Annotated in this window: 12 protein-coding genes; 7 read left to right on the top strand and 5 right to left on the bottom strand. The window is 71.3% G+C overall.

What is annotated here, in order from left to right; translation table 11 throughout:
• The first annotated feature begins 64 nt into the window (after nucleotides 1-64).
• Nucleotides 65-2104, top strand: a complete 2040-nt coding sequence (efeU, locus tag EDD92_RS37915; RefSeq protein WP_123968476.1) for an iron uptake transporter permease EfeU — start codon at nucleotides 65-67, stop codon at nucleotides 2102-2104.
• Between the two features lie 50 nt (nucleotides 2105-2154).
• On the top strand, nucleotides 2155-3435 hold the full coding sequence (gene efeB / locus EDD92_RS37910) for an iron uptake transporter deferrochelatase/peroxidase subunit (RefSeq protein ID WP_185124252.1): 1281 nt from the start codon (nucleotides 2155-2157) through the stop codon (nucleotides 3433-3435).
• Between the two features lie 12 nt (nucleotides 3436-3447).
• On the opposite strand, the gene EDD92_RS37905 is transcribed toward efeB, so the two are convergent.
• From EDD92_RS37905 to EDD92_RS37895, 3 genes are read right to left on the bottom strand one after another with little or no spacing between them, the layout of a single operon-like run.
• Nucleotides 3448-3864: a hypothetical protein gene (locus EDD92_RS37905; RefSeq protein WP_123968474.1), complete on the bottom strand. Its 417-nt coding sequence runs from the start codon at nucleotides 3862-3864 to the stop codon at nucleotides 3448-3450.
• Complete coding sequence (locus EDD92_RS37900; RefSeq protein WP_123968473.1) at nucleotides 3861-4424, bottom strand: DUF6232 family protein; 564 nt, start codon at nucleotides 4422-4424, stop codon at nucleotides 3861-3863. Before EDD92_RS37900 ends, EDD92_RS37905 begins: the two co-directional genes overlap by 4 nt.
• 16 nt (nucleotides 4425-4440) lie before the next feature.
• A complete protein-coding gene (locus EDD92_RS37895) occupies nucleotides 4441-5700 on the bottom strand; it encodes an SH3 domain-containing protein (RefSeq protein ID WP_123968472.1) in 1260 nt (419 codons plus the stop codon).
• Nucleotides 5701-5857: 157 nt separating this feature from the next.
• Here EDD92_RS37895 and EDD92_RS37890 point away from each other — a divergent pair, with 157 nt between their 5' ends.
• Nucleotides 5858-6223 carry a response regulator gene (locus tag EDD92_RS37890; RefSeq protein WP_123968471.1) on the top strand — a complete coding sequence of 122 codons (366 nt, stop codon included), beginning with the start codon at nucleotides 5858-5860 and terminating at the stop codon, nucleotides 6221-6223.
• Nucleotides 6224-6238: 15 nt separating this feature from the next.
• Here EDD92_RS37890 and EDD92_RS37885 read toward each other — a convergent pair whose 3' ends face one another.
• Both EDD92_RS37885 and EDD92_RS37880 read right to left on the bottom strand, forming a co-directional pair.
• Nucleotides 6239-6985: a response regulator transcription factor gene (locus tag EDD92_RS37885; protein WP_399184859.1), complete on the bottom strand. Its 747-nt coding sequence runs from the start codon at nucleotides 6983-6985 to the stop codon at nucleotides 6239-6241.
• A complete protein-coding gene (locus EDD92_RS37880; RefSeq protein ID WP_123968470.1) occupies nucleotides 6982-8829 on the bottom strand; it encodes a sensor histidine kinase in 1848 nt (615 codons plus the stop codon). The genes EDD92_RS37885 and EDD92_RS37880 overlap by 4 nt, the downstream gene beginning before the upstream one ends.
• Nucleotides 8830-9135: 306 nt before the next feature.
• Here EDD92_RS37880 and EDD92_RS37875 point away from each other — a divergent pair, with 306 nt between their 5' ends.
• The 4 genes from EDD92_RS37875 (at nucleotide 9136) to EDD92_RS37860 (ending at nucleotide 14579) form a co-directional block, all read left to right on the top strand.
• A complete protein-coding gene (locus EDD92_RS37875; protein WP_123968469.1) occupies nucleotides 9136-10194 on the top strand; it encodes a LacI family DNA-binding transcriptional regulator in 1059 nt (352 codons plus the stop codon).
• 392 nt (nucleotides 10195-10586) lie between these two features.
• Nucleotides 10587-12062, top strand: coding sequence for a glycoside hydrolase family 32 protein (locus EDD92_RS37870; RefSeq protein ID WP_123968468.1), 1476 nt, complete (start codon nucleotides 10587-10589; stop codon nucleotides 12060-12062).
• Between the two features lie 53 nt (nucleotides 12063-12115).
• Nucleotides 12116-13513 (top strand): sugar ABC transporter substrate-binding protein, encoded by a 1398-nt coding sequence (locus EDD92_RS37865; RefSeq protein ID WP_260327033.1) that lies wholly within the window; start codon nucleotides 12116-12118, stop codon nucleotides 13511-13513.
• A gap of 76 nt (nucleotides 13514-13589) precedes the next feature.
• Complete coding sequence (locus tag EDD92_RS37860) at nucleotides 13590-14579, top strand: carbohydrate ABC transporter permease (RefSeq protein ID WP_123968467.1); 990 nt, start codon at nucleotides 13590-13592, stop codon at nucleotides 14577-14579.

Raw genomic sequence — 14579 nt, 5'->3', positions numbered from 1 at the left:
TTGCATACCCGCAGGTCATGATGGTCCGCGTTTGGTTAGGCATGCCTACGCTAATGAGGGCCGCATGTGGGATGACGCGTTTCCGAGCTTCCTGATCGGACTGCGGGAAGGACTCGAAGCCGGACTCATCGTCTCCATCCTCGTCGCGACGCTCGTGCGGGCCGACGCCCGCTCCCGGTTGCCGCAGGTGTGGACGGGCGTCCTCGCGGCGATCGCGCTCGCCATGAGCTTCGGCGCGGTCCTCACCTTCACGGCCGCGTCCCTGTCCGCGACCGCCCAGGAGGCCTTCGGCGGCACGCTCAGCCTGATCGCGGTCGCGTTCGTCACCGCCATGGTGTTCTGGATGCGACGCTCGGCGCGCAGTCTGTCCGGCGAGATCAAGGAGAAGGTCACCAGCGCGCTCGGCATGGGCGCGGGTGTCCTGGTCGTCACCTCCTTCCTCGCCGTGGGCCGGGAGGGCCTGGAGACCGCCCTGTTCCTGTGGACCACCGCGCAGGCGGCCGGCGAGTCCGCGGGCCCCCTCACGGGCGCCGCCGTCGGCCTGTTGCTGTCGGCCGCCCTGTGCTGGGGCCTGTACCGGCGGGTGCTGAAGATCAACCTGACGAGGTTCTTCACCGCCACCGGCGTCGTCCTGATCGTCATCGCCTCCGGTGTCCTCGGCTACAGCTTGCGCGACCTGCAGGAGGGCGGCGTACTGCCCGGGGGCACGGCGTACGCGTTCGACCTGAGCGGCAGCATCGACGCCGGCTCCTGGTACGGCACCCTGCTCCAGGGCGTGTTCAATCTGACGCCGGCCATGACCTGGCTGCAGGTCGTGGGCTACGGCGGCTACCTCGCCGTGGTGATGACGCTGTTCGTGCGCGGTGTGCGGGCCACGGCACCGAAGCAGCCCGCTGCCGACAAAGTGACGTCCGCCCAGGAAGGGCAGGGTGCCCCGCCCGCCCGGCGCCGTCCCGCCTGGGTGGTCCCCGTGGCCGTCGTCACCGTGCCAGCGGTGATCGCGGGCGTCGCCGTCGCCTTCGGCCGTCCCAAATCGGCCGCATCCCAGACCGTCGCCGTCTCGGAGAAGGACTGCGGCAAGGGATTCAGTGCGCCCGAGCCCGGCCGGCAGACCTTCCAGATGCACAACACCGGCGACAAGACGTCCGAGGTCTACCTCGTCGACCCGGCCACGAACGCCGTCTACGGAGAGGTCGAGGGCCTGGCGCCCGGAACCACCCGGGAGCTGGTCGCCACCGTCGCGGGCGGCACGTACGCGTGGCGGTGTGTCCCGACCAGCGGCACAGCCGTGACCTCCAAGGCGGTCCGCGTCACCGGCGGGGGAGCCTCGCAGCCGGTCGTTCCCGTCACCGAGCAGGACCTCGCAGGCCCACTCGGCCAGTACAAGGCGTACGTCGGCCAGGGCTTGGCCACTCTTGTCCGGCAGACCCGCACCCTCGCCTCCGACATCAAGGGCAACCAGCTCGGCCGGGCTCGCGCCGACTGGCTCGTCGCGCACCGCACCTACGCCTCCCTCGGCGCCGCCTACGGCACCTTCGAGGACTTCGACCAGAAGATCAACGGCAGGGCCGACGGTCTGCCGGACGGCGTGCACGACAAGGGTTTCACCGGCTTCCACCGCCTGGAGTACGGCCTGTGGCACGACGAGTCGGCGACCTCGCTCACCGCTCCGGCCCGACAGCTGGCCGCCGACACCGCCGGGCTGCGCAAGGCCTTCCCGCGCCAGGACTTCGCCCCCGCCGACCTGCCACTGCGCGCCCACGAGATCCTCGAGAACACCCTGCAGTTCGAGCTGACCGGCGACACCGACGAGGGCAGTGGCACCAACCTCGCCACCGCCGACGCCAACCTCGCAGGCACCCGCGTACTGCTCACCGTCCTCAGGCCCCTGCTCACCAGCCGCTCCCCGCGCCTGCTGCCGACCGTCGACGCGGACATCAGCCGCCTGCAGCAGCTCCTCGACGCGGCTCACCACGGCAGCTCCTGGACCCCCGTGAACCGGCTCGACCCGACCGCCCGGGCCCGCCTGGACGGAGCCACCGGCCGGCTCGTGGAGGACCTCGCCCCGGTCCCCGACCTGCTGGAGATCCGGAAGTCCGCCTGATGACAACCCCGCACCGCCACGACCCTGTACGCAGCGAAGGGAACGCCCCCATGCCGTCCGCCGAATCCCCCGCCCCGCAGGACGGCTGCCCCGCCGGTGCCGGCCGCCGTTCCTTCGTGAAGACGGCCCTCGGCGCCGGGGCCGCGGGAGCAGTCCTGACCGGCGGCGGCCTCGCGCTCGCAGAGAGCAGCGGCAGCGCGCAGGCGGCCACCCGGACGGAGAACGCCGCCAAGGTCCCCTTCCACGGCGCCCACCAGGCCGGCATCCTCACCCCCGCTCCCGCGGCCGCCACCTTCGTGTCCTTCGACGTCATCGCCGACGACCGCGACGAACTGGCCGAGCTGCTGCGGACCATCACCACCCGCGCCCGCTTCCTCACTTCCGGCGGCACCCCGGCCGACCTGGGCGTGGGCGCTCCTCCCGCCGACAACGGCATCCTCGGCCCGACCGTCCCCGCCGACGGCCTCACCGTCACGGTCGGCGTCGGTGCCTCCCTCTTCGACGACCGCTACGGCCTCGCGAAGGCCAAGCCCCGCCGCCTGACGGCCATGCGGACCTTCCCCAACGACAATCTGAAACCCGCCGAGTGCCACGGCGACCTGTCCCTGCAGATCTGTGCCGACCGCCAGGACACCGTGCTGCACGCCCTGCGGGACATCGCCAAGCACACGCGTGGCGGCATGCAGATCAAATGGCGCATCGACGGCTTCCAGAACGCACCGCGCCCGACCGGTGCGCAGCGCAACCTGCTCGGCTTCAAGGACGGCATAGCCAACCCGGACGTCACCTCCACCCGGGAGACCGACCGCCTGATCTGGGTCGGCGACGGTCAGGGCGAGCCCGCCTGGGCGACCGGCGGCAGCTACCAGGTGATCCGCATCATCCGCATGCTGGTGGAGTTCTGGGACCGGGTCTCGCTCAGCGAACAGGAGCTGATGTTCGGCCGCCGCAAGGACACCGGCGCCCCGCTCGACGGCGCCAAGGAGACCGACATCCCCAACTACGCCAGGGACCCGCACGGCACAGCGATCCCACTGGACGCGCACATCCGCCGGGCGAACCCGCGCACGTCCAGGACCGACAACTCCCGCATCCTGCGCCGCGGTTACAACTACGACCGCGGCATCGACAACGTCGGCAACCTCGACATGGGCCTGGTCTTCTGCTGCTACCAGCAGGACGTCAAGCGCCAGTTCGAAGCCACCCAGACCCGCCTGATCGACGAGCCCCTCGTCGACTACATCTCCCCCACCGGCGGCGGCTACTTCTACGCCCTGCCCGGCGTCCGCGACACCAGGGACTGGTACGGCCGCGGGCTGCTTGCGACCTGACGCCCGGCCTGCTCACGTCCCCCCGACGAGCGCCGTGACCAGCGTCGCCACCCCGCCCTGCACCGCTGCCAGCACCGCGTCCGAGGCGCCGCCCGCGACCGCACGGGCGAGCGCCCGCAGACGCTCGGGCCGGGTACGCACCGCCGTGACGACCGCACCGGCGTCGGTGACGCTGCCGTCCGCCGCCACCACCCCCTCTCGGGTCAACTGGGCCACGAAGGCGCGCAGTTCACCGACGGCGGCGTCCAGCTCGGCAGGCGAGACCCCCGGGGAGTTGTCGATCCTGAAGGTGTTGCCGCTGCCGCCGGTCTGGACGTTCTTGTCGCGGCCGATCTTGTCGCCGCCGAACTTGTCCCCGTAGACGTAGTCGGACATCCGTGGCTCCTTCTTGCTTCTCTTCGTGATGGTGACGGTGATGTTGTGGGTCATGCGGGGGATCCGCTCTGGACGTTCTTGTCCCGGCCGACCTTGTCGCCGCCGAACTTGTCCCCGACGACGAGATCCCCTCCCACGTGCAGGATCCGTTCCGTGGCCGGCGGGTCCTCGATCGCGGCGACGATCTCCGCCTGGATGCGGTGGATCTCGTTGCGGGCCGTCCCGGACAGCGCGGTGTACTGCGTGCCCGCCGTTTCGATGAGCAGTGCGTACCGCTTGCGCCGGAACAGCAGCCGGTAGAGCAGCACGCCCAGCAGGTACGCGGTCCGGACGGCCAGCAGCGCGAGGAAGGCCGCGCCGATCCGCCGCACGGTCTCGGCGTCGGCGCCTGCCAGCCGGGACCCGGCGCGCTGCAGGACCAGGGCGATCGCACCGCCCAGCAGGAGCAGGACGGTGATCTCGCGCAGCGGGTAGAGCGTCGCGAGCTTGCCGCGCCAGACCACGCGCAGGGTCTGAACCCGCGAGATGTTGGCGAGCGGGTAGGTCTCGTGGCCGATGGTGACGATCCGCTTGGCGATGCGGATCTCGCCGACCTTCTTCTTCGTTCTGCTCATCGCTGTTCGTCGTCCCTCATTCGGTCGCGGTCGGGGTCGGGGTGCCGTCGGACGGAGTGACCGTCGCCGGGGCCGTGGTGTCCGGCGCCGGGCCGGAGGGCTCGGCACAGTCGGGGAGCGACAGGGCGTCGGGGCCGCCGGTGAGCGCGGTGGCCGTGACCCAGCCCGTGCCGCCGGTGGCACGGAGCAACTCGACCCACAGATCGCTGTCGTAGCCGTGCGCCTGCACGGGGTCGCCGTGTGCCACGCACAGCGCCTGGTACGAGCCGCCCGCCTCGACGTAGCTGATCTGCGTGTCTGCGGTACTGGGCCCGGTGCGTACGGGTGCCGTCACGGCGCCGGTGACCGCCGTGCTTCCGGGAGTTGCGGTGTCGGTGGGTGTGTCCGTGAGTGTGGGGGCCGGAGAGTCCGTCGGTGGGTCCGAGGGCGCGGGCGCCGTCGCGGCCACGTACACCGTCGTCGGCGTACGGCGGCTTGCTGTCACCCGGTCGCCCGGCCGGGGCGCGGCGTCGTCGGCGGGCGGAAGCTGTACGGTGCCGGCGGCGCCGGCGGTCGGGATGACGACCCGGGAGACCGTGCCCTCCTCGACGCCGTCCGCGGGCTCGGCCGCGTACTGCACCTGGAGACAGTCGGCGGCCAGCCGCGCCACGGTGTCGTCGACGTCGGCGCCGGCGGTCACCTCGGGCAGGGTGACGCCGATGTCACCGGGGCCGGCGGCGCAGGAGGACGCCGAACCGGTCGGCACGGGAGAGTCCTGCTGCTTCGGGGCGTCGGCGATCTGCAGACGCGTCACCTTGCCGGGCTGCGCACGGGTCGCGTCGACCAGCACCGTGCCGCCCTGCGCGAGCGCGAGGTCCCGCCCGTCCAGGGAGGGCTGGACATGGCGGCCCTTGGTGTGGATCTCGTACGCGGAGTAGACGTATCCAGTGCCCTCTGCTCCCCGTGTCTGAACGAACGCGGCGCTCCGGGTGGTTGTCGCGGCGTGCGCCAGGTGCCGGATCAGGACCACCAGATTCTTGCCGCTGACCAGTCGCTGCTGGAATCCGCCGACGGAGACCTCGCCGAGCGGCGTGACGATCTTCGCGTCGGCGGAGACACTGATGTTGCCCGCCGAGTCGATCGTGAACGACACCGGCAGGAACGCCGGTTTGACGGTCGCCGAGCCCTGACCCGGCTTGCAGCCGGCCAGGCCGGTCGCGAGCAGCGCCGCGAGCACGACCAGGGCGAGCGGCCCGGCAGGTTTTCCCCATGCCTTTCCGCGTGTGTTCCCCCGCATGATGTTCCCCCGATTCCCCGACTTCCCTGATGAGTCGTCCGCCCAGTCTTCGCGCGGCAGGGGCCGGGAACATCCAGGCGGGCACCGGTCCGCCGGCGGGGGCTTCTCAGGGTCTGCCCTGATGCCCTGGTCACCGGCGGACCGTCAGCATGGGGCCATGAGCCGCAGCGTGCTGATCGTCGACGACGACCCCGCCTACCGGGCCGCCGTCCGGGCCCTGTTGGAGGCGGACGGGGAGTATGCCGTGACGGAGGCGGCCTCGGGGGCGGCGGCGGTCGCGGCGGTCGCCCGGGGAGAGCGGCCGGACATCGTGCTGCTGGACCTGGGGCTGCCGGGGGAGAACGTCTTCGCCGTGACGCGGGAGCTGAACGAGCTGGCCGCCGACATGGTGCTCGTCCTGTGCTCGGTGCGCGAGGCCGAGGAGTTCGCCGCGCGTATCGCCCGCTCCCCGGCCGCCGGTTTCCTGGCGAAGGACCGGCTGTCGGTCAGGGCCCTGTCGGACCTCGCCGACCGGGGACCGTGAACCCGTGACAGCACGTCAGGAGTCACGGGACTGGAGGTACTTCAGCACGGCCAGGACCCGGCGGTGGTACTCCCCCTCGCTCTCGTCGGGCAGTTCGAGCCGCCGGAAGATGCTGCCGACGTGGGTCTCGACGGTCTTCACGGTGACGACGAGCTGGTCGGCGATCGCCGGGTTGGTCAGACCCTGGGCCATGAGCCGGAGCACGTCCAGTTCGCGGGGGCTGAGCGTGGCCAGACCGCCGCGCCGACGGGGGCCGTTGAGGAGCAGTTGCAGCACCTCCTGGTCGAACTCGCACTCCCCGTCGGCGATCCGGCCGACGGTGTCGAGGAAGTGCTCGCCGGCGACGCGCTCCTTGAGCAGGTAGCCGACGCCCCGGACATCGGATGCCGTCAACTCGGCGAGGTGGGTGACCTGGACGCTCTGGGACAGCAGCAGGATCCCCACGTCGTGGTGGGACTGCCGGATGTCCACGGCCGCCTGGAGTCCTTCCAGGCGTTTCGTCGGCGGCATCCTGATGTCGATCACGGCGAGGTCCGGGACCGTGCGGGCTACCGCGGCGCGCAGCTCGTCCGCGTCGCCGACCTGGGCGGTGATCTCGTGCCCGCGGCTCGCCAACAGCGCGGCGAGGGCGCCCCGGAAGAGGCGTTCGTCGTCGGCGAGCACGATCCGCAGAGGCCTGGGCGAGGGCCGGGCGCAGGTGCTGCCTCCGCGCGGGGAGCCCCCCGGCCCCGGAAGGGTCCTCGCCGACTCGTGTTCCGTCACGACCGTCCGTCCTCCCCCTCGCCACACACGCCGGAAGCCGCCTCTGCCGCAGCCGCCACAGGGGCCAAGTCCCGTACACAGAGCGGAAGTTCCACCGCCACCACGGTCCCCCGCCCACGCTCGCTGCGGACCGTCATGGTGCCGTCGAACACCGCCACCCGGTCCCGCAACCCGAGCAGCCCGGTGCCACCCCCCGGGTCGGCGCCGCCGACACCGTCGTCGGCAACCGTCAGGCACAGCACCCCGTCCTCGGCCCGGTGGCGGACGTCGATGCCTATGGTCCGCGCCTGCGCGTGCTTCAGGGCGTTGGTGAGGGCCTCCGCGGCGACGAAGTACACGGTGGCCGCGAGCGGCGGCGGAAGACCGGGAACCGTGCCCGCGGTCACCTCGACCGGGCAGGGCGCCCGCGCGGCGAGCGTCTCCAGGGCCGCCACCACGCCCGTCTCGGTCAGTACGGCGGGATGGATGCCGTGCGCGAGGTCGCGCAGCTGGTCGATGCCCTCGCCCATCAGCGCCGCGATCCGGTCGAGCAGGCCGACCAGTTCGGGATCGGGCGCCTCCCGGCCGGCGAACCTCTGCCGGGCCAGTCGTAACGTCACCAGTGCGGTGACGAAGGTCGTCTGTGCCCCGTCGTGCAGGTCGTGCTCGATCCGGCGGCGCTGCTCGTCGCCTGCCTCGACGATACGGGCCCGTGACGCGCGGACCTCGGCCAGTTGGGCACGCACCTCGGCGGCCAGGCGCTGGTTGTCCAGTTCCAGCGCCGCCGCGGAGACGACGGCTTCCAGAACGAAGCGGTCCTCGCGCAGCGCCGGGTCGTGGACGAGCACCCCGACGCGCCGGCCGTCCCGCTCCAGCGGGCTGACCTGCCGCCCGGGCGCCACGGCGAGCACGGTGCCCCGGCTGTCGACGTACCCGTCGGGGGCGGGGTAGCCGACCTGCACCGACGGGTCGCGGAGCGCCCGCGCGAGCGCGTCGCGCAACTGCGCTCCGGTGGCAGTCGGCATGCAGCGCAGGAGGTCGGCCACGGCCGTACGCCCCATGCGGACATGCCAGACGCCGGCCAGGAAGGCCAGCGGCAGCGCGAGCACCGCCACGTGCGCGACGGCGATGAGCGGTGGATGGGTCGGCGAGTCGGGTCCCGTACCGAGTATCGCGTCGAGCGTGGACGCGAGCCCGCCGACCAGTCCCGTGACGAACAGCGGCGCAAGCACCCGCCGCGCCGGACGTGTGGCCCTCACCCACCGGCCCAGCAGGACGGCGACGACGGCCGCGCTCATGACGAACTGGACCCGGTCGACCACCTCGGGCAGCCAGAGCACGGCGTGCACCAGCAGCAGGTTCCGTACCACCGAGTGGTAGAAGAGTGTGCTCAGCGGGATCAGCCCGAACGCCGTCGCGTAACCGGCCGTCACCAGGAGCCGCTCCAGCCGCGAACGCAGCACCCCGTCGGGGAACATCAGCAGCAGCGGGATCAGGAATCCGCTGGACGCCGACCGCACGAGCAGCCCCACGGTGTGCGCCACCGGAGCCGGGCTGATCTGCAGGTCCTCGGCGAACCACCCGATGCCCACCCACAGCATCAGCAGCCCGACCGGGTTGCTCGGCCGCCGCGTCCGCGCGAGGAGCCCCGCTCCGAGATACAGACCGCCAACCGCCCCCGAGAACCAGGTCGTGGTGGTCGTGACATACCGCCCGGGCGCGCTCACGACCAGCACATACACCCCGAAAGCGAGCCCGCCGACGGCCAGCCCGACCGCTTCCGCCTGTGGTGCGAGCCGAAGCCGCCCAGCCGGGGCCCGGGTCGCCCCGCTCCCTGGCGCGGCCACCTCCGCCGCCTCAACCATGAGCCGCCTCCCCCCTGGCGCGCACCCCACCGCAGGCCAACGGCCCGTCGGGAGAGCCATGTTAGCGAGGCGAACCCCTCGGACCTGGTGGAACAGGGAGAAACAGGGACAGAACCCGGCTGAGTACGGAATGCTGTTCCGATGCCCCTCGGCCCGGCCGCCCTTCCTGCCGCCGTCCGCGACATGCCGTGGCCAAGAGTTCGTTTACGAGCCATTGACAGTGGCTTCCGGCTGGGGGCACTCTCATGTCCACACGGTTGGCTAAACGATTAGGCAACCCGGAATCCTCCACTTTGGGCAGGGGCAATGGCGCGCCGGATCGGGATCAAGGACGTGGCTGCGGCGGCAGGTGTGTCGACCGCGACCGTGTCGCACGTCCTGAACCGCGTCGAGGGCAAGCGGATCAGCGAGGAGACGCGGCAACGCGTCTGGAAGGCCGCCGACGAGCTCGGGTATGCGCCGAACGGACTGGCCCGCGGGCTGAGGACGCAGCGGTCGCAGACCATCGGCTTCGTCAGCGACCAGATCGCCACCACCCCCCACGCGGGCCGGATGATCCTGGGTGCCCAGGAGGCCGCCGCGGCCGCGGGCCTGGTCCTGCTGCTGGTCAACACGAGCGGCGATGCCGAGCTGGAGCGCACCAGTATCGAGATGCTGCTCCAGCGGCAGGTGGACGGCGTGGTGTACGCGGCCATGTACCACCGCATCGTGGAACTGCCGGAGGCACTGCGTACGACGCCCACCGTGCTGCTCGACGCGGGCTCGGCCGACCCCGCCGTCCCGTCTGTGGTGCCCGACGAGGTCCAGGGCGGTTACGCGGCGGTGCGCGAGCTGCTCGACCACGGCCACCGCCGGATCGGCGTGACCGTACAGACCGTCGACCTTCCCGCCCGGCAGGGCCGTCTGGAGGGCTACCGCAAGGCGCTGGCCGAGGCCGGTGTCGCCTACGACCCGTCTCTGGTCGCCGCGGAGACGGCGGTGCCGTTCAACACGGTCGGCGGTGACGTGGACACGGGCTACCGGGCAGCGCGGCGGCTGCTGACGGCGGAGCAGCGCCCCACGGCGTTGTTCTGCTTCAACGACCGGATGGCCGCCGGTGCCTACCGGGCCGCCGCCGAGTTGGGACTGTCCGTCCCCGGCGATCTGTCGGTCATCGGATTCGACAACCAGGAGCTCGTCTGCGAGTCGGTGCACCCGCAGCTGAGCACGGTTCAGCTCCCGCACTACGAGATGGGGGCACGGGCCGTGGCCCAGTTGCTCGCGCTCACGAAGACTCCGGGCCGGCCACCGGGCCCGGACACCCAGGAATTGCTGCCTTGCCCGCTGGTGGCGCGGGCATCGGTCACTTCGCCGCCCCGACTCTGACCCCGGGACGGCGAAGCAATCGCACCGTGACAGGCGACCGTCGCAACCGGTCGTCGGTCCTGCCAGTACTCAGAACACAGTGAGGGTACACACATGTCCCCTGAGCTTTTCAATGAGCGATCGAGGCGGCATTCCCGCCTGATGCCCGACAGCGCCTCGGAGTACTGAGCCGCGCCTTTCCTGCCGACGAGTCGTCGGCGCTTCAGACAGCCTTCCCGCACCTCGCCGCCGGCAGCACGCCGGACCCGGCTTCCCTCGCCATGCCACGAGGGCCGGCAGCGAGTACAGGGTGAAAGGCGCCTTCACCGAGTTCCACGAGGGGATCGTGGCCGGCCGTGTCCGGTGACCGTCCGCCCTCGCATGCTCCGCTGCACATACCGAAAGGCACGCGTGTGTCCACCGCGCCCCGCGATCCGTACCGGCCCGTCGCACATCTGCGCCCGCCCCGGAACTGGATCAACGACCCCAACGGGCTGGTCTTCCATGACGGCCACTACCACGTCTTCCACCAGTACAACCCCTCTGGCGTGACGCACGCGAACATGCACTGGGGCCACTTCCGCAGCCCCGACCTGCTGAGCTGGGAGCCGCTGCCGATCGCCCTGTCCCCGACCCCGGGCGGCGTGGACGCCGACGGCTGCTTCTCCGGCAACGCCGTCTCCGACGGCGACCGGCTGGTCGCCTTCTACTCCGCGAACCGCTGGGACCGCTCGCCCCAGCACCAGCCGGTCACCACCGCCACCTCCGGCGACGGCGGCCGGACCTTCGCCCCGCGGGGCCAACTGGTCATCCCCACATGGCCCGAGGGCTGCACCATGTACCGCGACCCCTATGTGTGGCGGGACGGCGAGCGGTGGCGGATGCTGGTCGGCGCCGCTCTCGCGGACGGCCGCGGCGCGGCCCTGCTGTACGAGTCGCCCGACCTGGAGACCTGGACCTACCTGGGCCCCTTCGACGCCCGCGCGCAGGAGCCGGTCGGCGACAGCGGCCTGCACACCGGCGAGGGCTGGGAGTGCCCCCAGTACCTGCCGCCGCAGTCCGGACGGCCCGGTGCCCTGATCTTCAGCGCGTGGAACGACCACGAAGGCGCGCGCTGCGTCACGGCCCTGGTCGGCGAGGAACACGGCCACGCCTTCGAGGCCGGGCCGCCCGCTTTCGTGGACCACGGCCCGGACTGCTACGCGCCCGCTCTGCTGCGCGCACCGGGCGACCGATGGCTGCTGTGGGGCTGGTCCCCGGAAGCCCGCGAGGAAGACTGGGCGGTCGCGGACGGATGGGCCGGCGTACTGACCCTTCCGCGCGAGATCTCGGTCGCTGCCGACGGCACACTGCACCAGCAGCCCGCCACCGAACTCCTTGCCCTGCGCGGCGAGTTGGCGCTCCACTCGAAGGGCGTGGCGCAAGGCCCGCAGCCCGTGGAACTGGGCGGTGTGGGCCGCGCCTTCGACCTGACGGCCCGTCTGGAGACGACCGGCGCGGCGAGCCTGCGCCTGCTCACCGACCCCGAGGGCTCCGAGTACCTCGACATCCGCCTCGACAGCGCCGCGGGCGAGCTGGTCGTCGACCGCGACCACGCCTCGCTGGACGCCCGCGCCCACGGCGGCTCCTACCGGATGCCCTGCCCCACCGGACAGCCGGTCGAACTGCGCCTGGTCGTCGACCACTCCCTCGCCGAGATCTTCCTGACCTCCACCGGTCAGGTGCTCACCCTGCGCTTCTATCCGACAGGAAACGGCCCTTGGCGGCTGCAGGCCCACACCGCGCCGGGCGCGCACCTGAGCCACGCGGTCGACGCCTGGGAGCTGCTGCCCCTCGTGGTCAAGGAGCCGAGCGCCGGTCCCGAACTGCCCCAGGGGCAGCCCACATGACGGAGTCATCGCCCACGTCGCCGTACCGGCACGTGCCGATCCCGAATCCCCCCATGCACCTGAGTACCACCCACCCTCGCCCGCACCACACACCGGAGGCACCCACGATGAACGCCGGCACCACAAGAGCCCGCCGGACGGCCTGTACGGCCCTGGCCCTCGCCCTTCCGCTGGCCGCGCTCGCCGCCTGCGGCGGGGGCAGCGGCACCGGCACCTCCGCCGAGCAGGGCAGCGGCACGGGCACCATCACCGTCTGGGCCCACCAGGGTCAGGCGAGTGAGGCGGCCGCCCTGCAGAGCGCGGTGAAGACCTTCAACTCCTCGCAGAAGAAGGTCAAGGTCAAGCTGACACTGATCCCCGACACCGACTACACCAAGACCATCACCGCCACCGAGGCGTCCAAGCTGCCGGACGTGATGGAGTTCGACGGCCCGACGATGGCCAACTTCGTCTACAACAAGAAGCTCGCCCCGATCGACAGCTACGTCTCCGCCACGACGCTGTCCAACGCCACCCCCGCCATCAAGGCCGAGGGCCGGTTCGAGGGCAAGCAGTACGGCCTCGGCATGTACGACTCCGGGCTCGGCATCTACGGCAACAAGGAGCTGCTGGACGCGGCCGGCGTCAAGTACCCCACGGGTCTGTCCGACGACTGGACGGCGGCCGAGTTCACCACCGCGGTGAAGAAGCTGGCCGCCAAGGACTCCGACGGCAAGAGCCTGGACCTCCAGGAGAGCGGCGGCTTCGCCAACGAGTGGGGCACCTACGGCTTCGCCCCGGTCGTCTGGTCGGCGGGCGGCTCCCTGCTGAAGAACGGCAAGGCCGAAGGCGCCCTGGACACCCCTGCCGTGGTCTCGGCGCTGAAGACCTTCCAGTCCTGGAAGAAGTACGTCGACCCCAACACCGACGGCAACGCCTTCGCCAAGGGCCGTGTCGCCCTCAGCTGGGTCGGCCACTGGATGTACCCCGCCTACGGCAAGGCCCTCGGAAAGAACCTCGTCGTGCTGCCGCTGCCCGACTTCGGCAACGGCCCCAAGACCGGCCAGGGTTCGTGGGCGTGGGGCATCGGCGCCGACACCAAGAACGGCAAGGCCGCCGGCGCCTTCCTCGACTCCCTCCTGAACGACACCAACGTCACCGCGATGACCACGGCCAACGGCGCCCCTCCCGGCACCAGGACCGCGCTGGCCAAGAGCACGCTGTACAAGCAGGGCGGCCCCCTGCAGCTCTACGCCGACCAGCTCGCCAAGGCCTGCGGTGACACGGACATCGACAAGTCCTGCGTCGCCGTGACCCGCCCGGTCACCGCCGGATACCCCACGGTCACCGCCAAGTTCTCGCAGGCGCTGAGCGACGTCTACGGCGGCGCCGACCCGAAGTCCGCCCTGGACAAGGCCGCCCGCGCCATCGACCAGGACTTCTCGGACAACGACGGCTACAAGCTGCAGTAGCGGCATCCAGCAGCCGGGAGGGACGGACCCACTCTGACAGCGCCCGTCCCTCCCGGCCCGGAAGAGGACACCTACCGTGACCACCGTGAACCCCGCACCCGCCACGCCCGACCGGCGGAAGCCGAGCCCACCACCGCCGTCCGCCCAGCCCGTACGGCCTCGCCGCGCGAACCGCGACCGGGTGCACGGACTGCTGATGTCCGCACCCGCGCTCGCCGGACTGATCGCCTTCGTCGCCGTGCCGTTCGTGTACGCCGTCGTCCTGTCCTTCTACAACGTGCGGCTAGGCTCCCCGCTCCCGCCGCGCTTCTTCGGCATCGAGCAGTACCGGCGCATCTTCACCGACCCGGACATGTCCGGCCCGTTCCTGCGGGCCCTGCTGAACAACCTGACCTTCGCCGTGGTCGTCGTACCCCTGCAAACGGGACTCGCCCTCGCCCTCGCGATCCTCCTCAACCGCAAGCTCAAGGCGATCGGTGTCTTCCGTTCCCTGTTCTTCCTGCCGGTCGTCTTTCCCATGGCCCTCGTCGCGGTCATCTGGCGGCTCATCCTCGCCCGCAGCGGCGACGGCCTGCTCAACTCCGCGCTGCACGCGGTGAGTTTCGGCAACTGGGGCTCCTTCGACTGGCTCGGCGACGGCCTCACCGCCATGGCCTCGATCATCGTGCTGTCCGTGTGGCAGGGCGTCGGCTTCCAGATGGTCATCCTGCTCGCCGGTCTCCAGCAGATCCCCGGCGAACTCTATGAGGCCGCCCAACTCGACCGTGCCTCGCGCTGGCAGCAGTTCCGGAACGTCACCCTGCCCGGCATCCGCGGCACCCTCGTCTTCGTGGCCATGCTGACCTCCGTCCTCTCCTTCCGCGTCTTCGACCAGGTCTACGTCCTGGTCCACGGCGGCGGGCTCGACGAGGACGCCACCCGCACCGTGATGTACCAGGCCGTCACCACCGCTTTCGACCAGAACAACATCGGCCAGGCGTCCGCGATCACCGTCGTCTTCTTCCTGATCGTCGTCGTTCTGACCCTCATCCAGCGCCGCGTCGTCCGCTCCGGCAACGAGGACTGA

Source organism: Streptomyces sp. TLI_185 (assembly GCF_003814765.1).
In the GTDB taxonomy this organism is placed as follows: domain Bacteria; phylum Actinomycetota; class Actinomycetes; order Streptomycetales; family Streptomycetaceae; genus Streptomyces.
Note: the sequence above shows the minus strand (reverse complement) of the source record. Positions and strands in the feature narration are given on the sequence as shown.

What these genes read in the sequence shown, in the direction of transcription:
- efeU (WP_123968476.1), top strand. Translation starts at nt 65, where the DNA reads ATGTGGGATGACGCGTTTCCGAGCTTCCTGATCGGACTGCGGGAAGGA.
- efeB (WP_185124252.1), top strand. Translation starts at nt 2,155, where the DNA reads ATGCCGTCCGCCGAATCCCCCGCCCCGCAGGACGGCTGCCCCGCCGGT.
- EDD92_RS37905 (WP_123968474.1), bottom strand. Translation starts at nt 3,864, where the DNA reads ATGACCCACAACATCACCGTCACCATCACGAAGAGAAGCAAGAAGGAG.
- EDD92_RS37900 (WP_123968473.1), bottom strand. Translation starts at nt 4,424, where the DNA reads ATGAGCAGAACGAAGAAGAAGGTCGGCGAGATCCGCATCGCCAAGCGG.
- EDD92_RS37895 (WP_123968472.1), bottom strand. Translation starts at nt 5,700, where the DNA reads ATGCGGGGGAACACACGCGGAAAGGCATGGGGAAAACCTGCCGGGCCG.
- EDD92_RS37890 (WP_123968471.1), top strand. Translation starts at nt 5,858, where the DNA reads ATGAGCCGCAGCGTGCTGATCGTCGACGACGACCCCGCCTACCGGGCC.
- EDD92_RS37880 (WP_123968470.1), bottom strand. Translation starts at nt 8,829, where the DNA reads ATGGTTGAGGCGGCGGAGGTGGCCGCGCCAGGGAGCGGGGCGACCCGG.
- EDD92_RS37875 (WP_123968469.1), top strand. Translation starts at nt 9,136, where the DNA reads ATGGCGCGCCGGATCGGGATCAAGGACGTGGCTGCGGCGGCAGGTGTG.
- EDD92_RS37865 (WP_260327033.1), top strand. Translation starts at nt 12,116, where the DNA reads ATGCACCTGAGTACCACCCACCCTCGCCCGCACCACACACCGGAGGCA.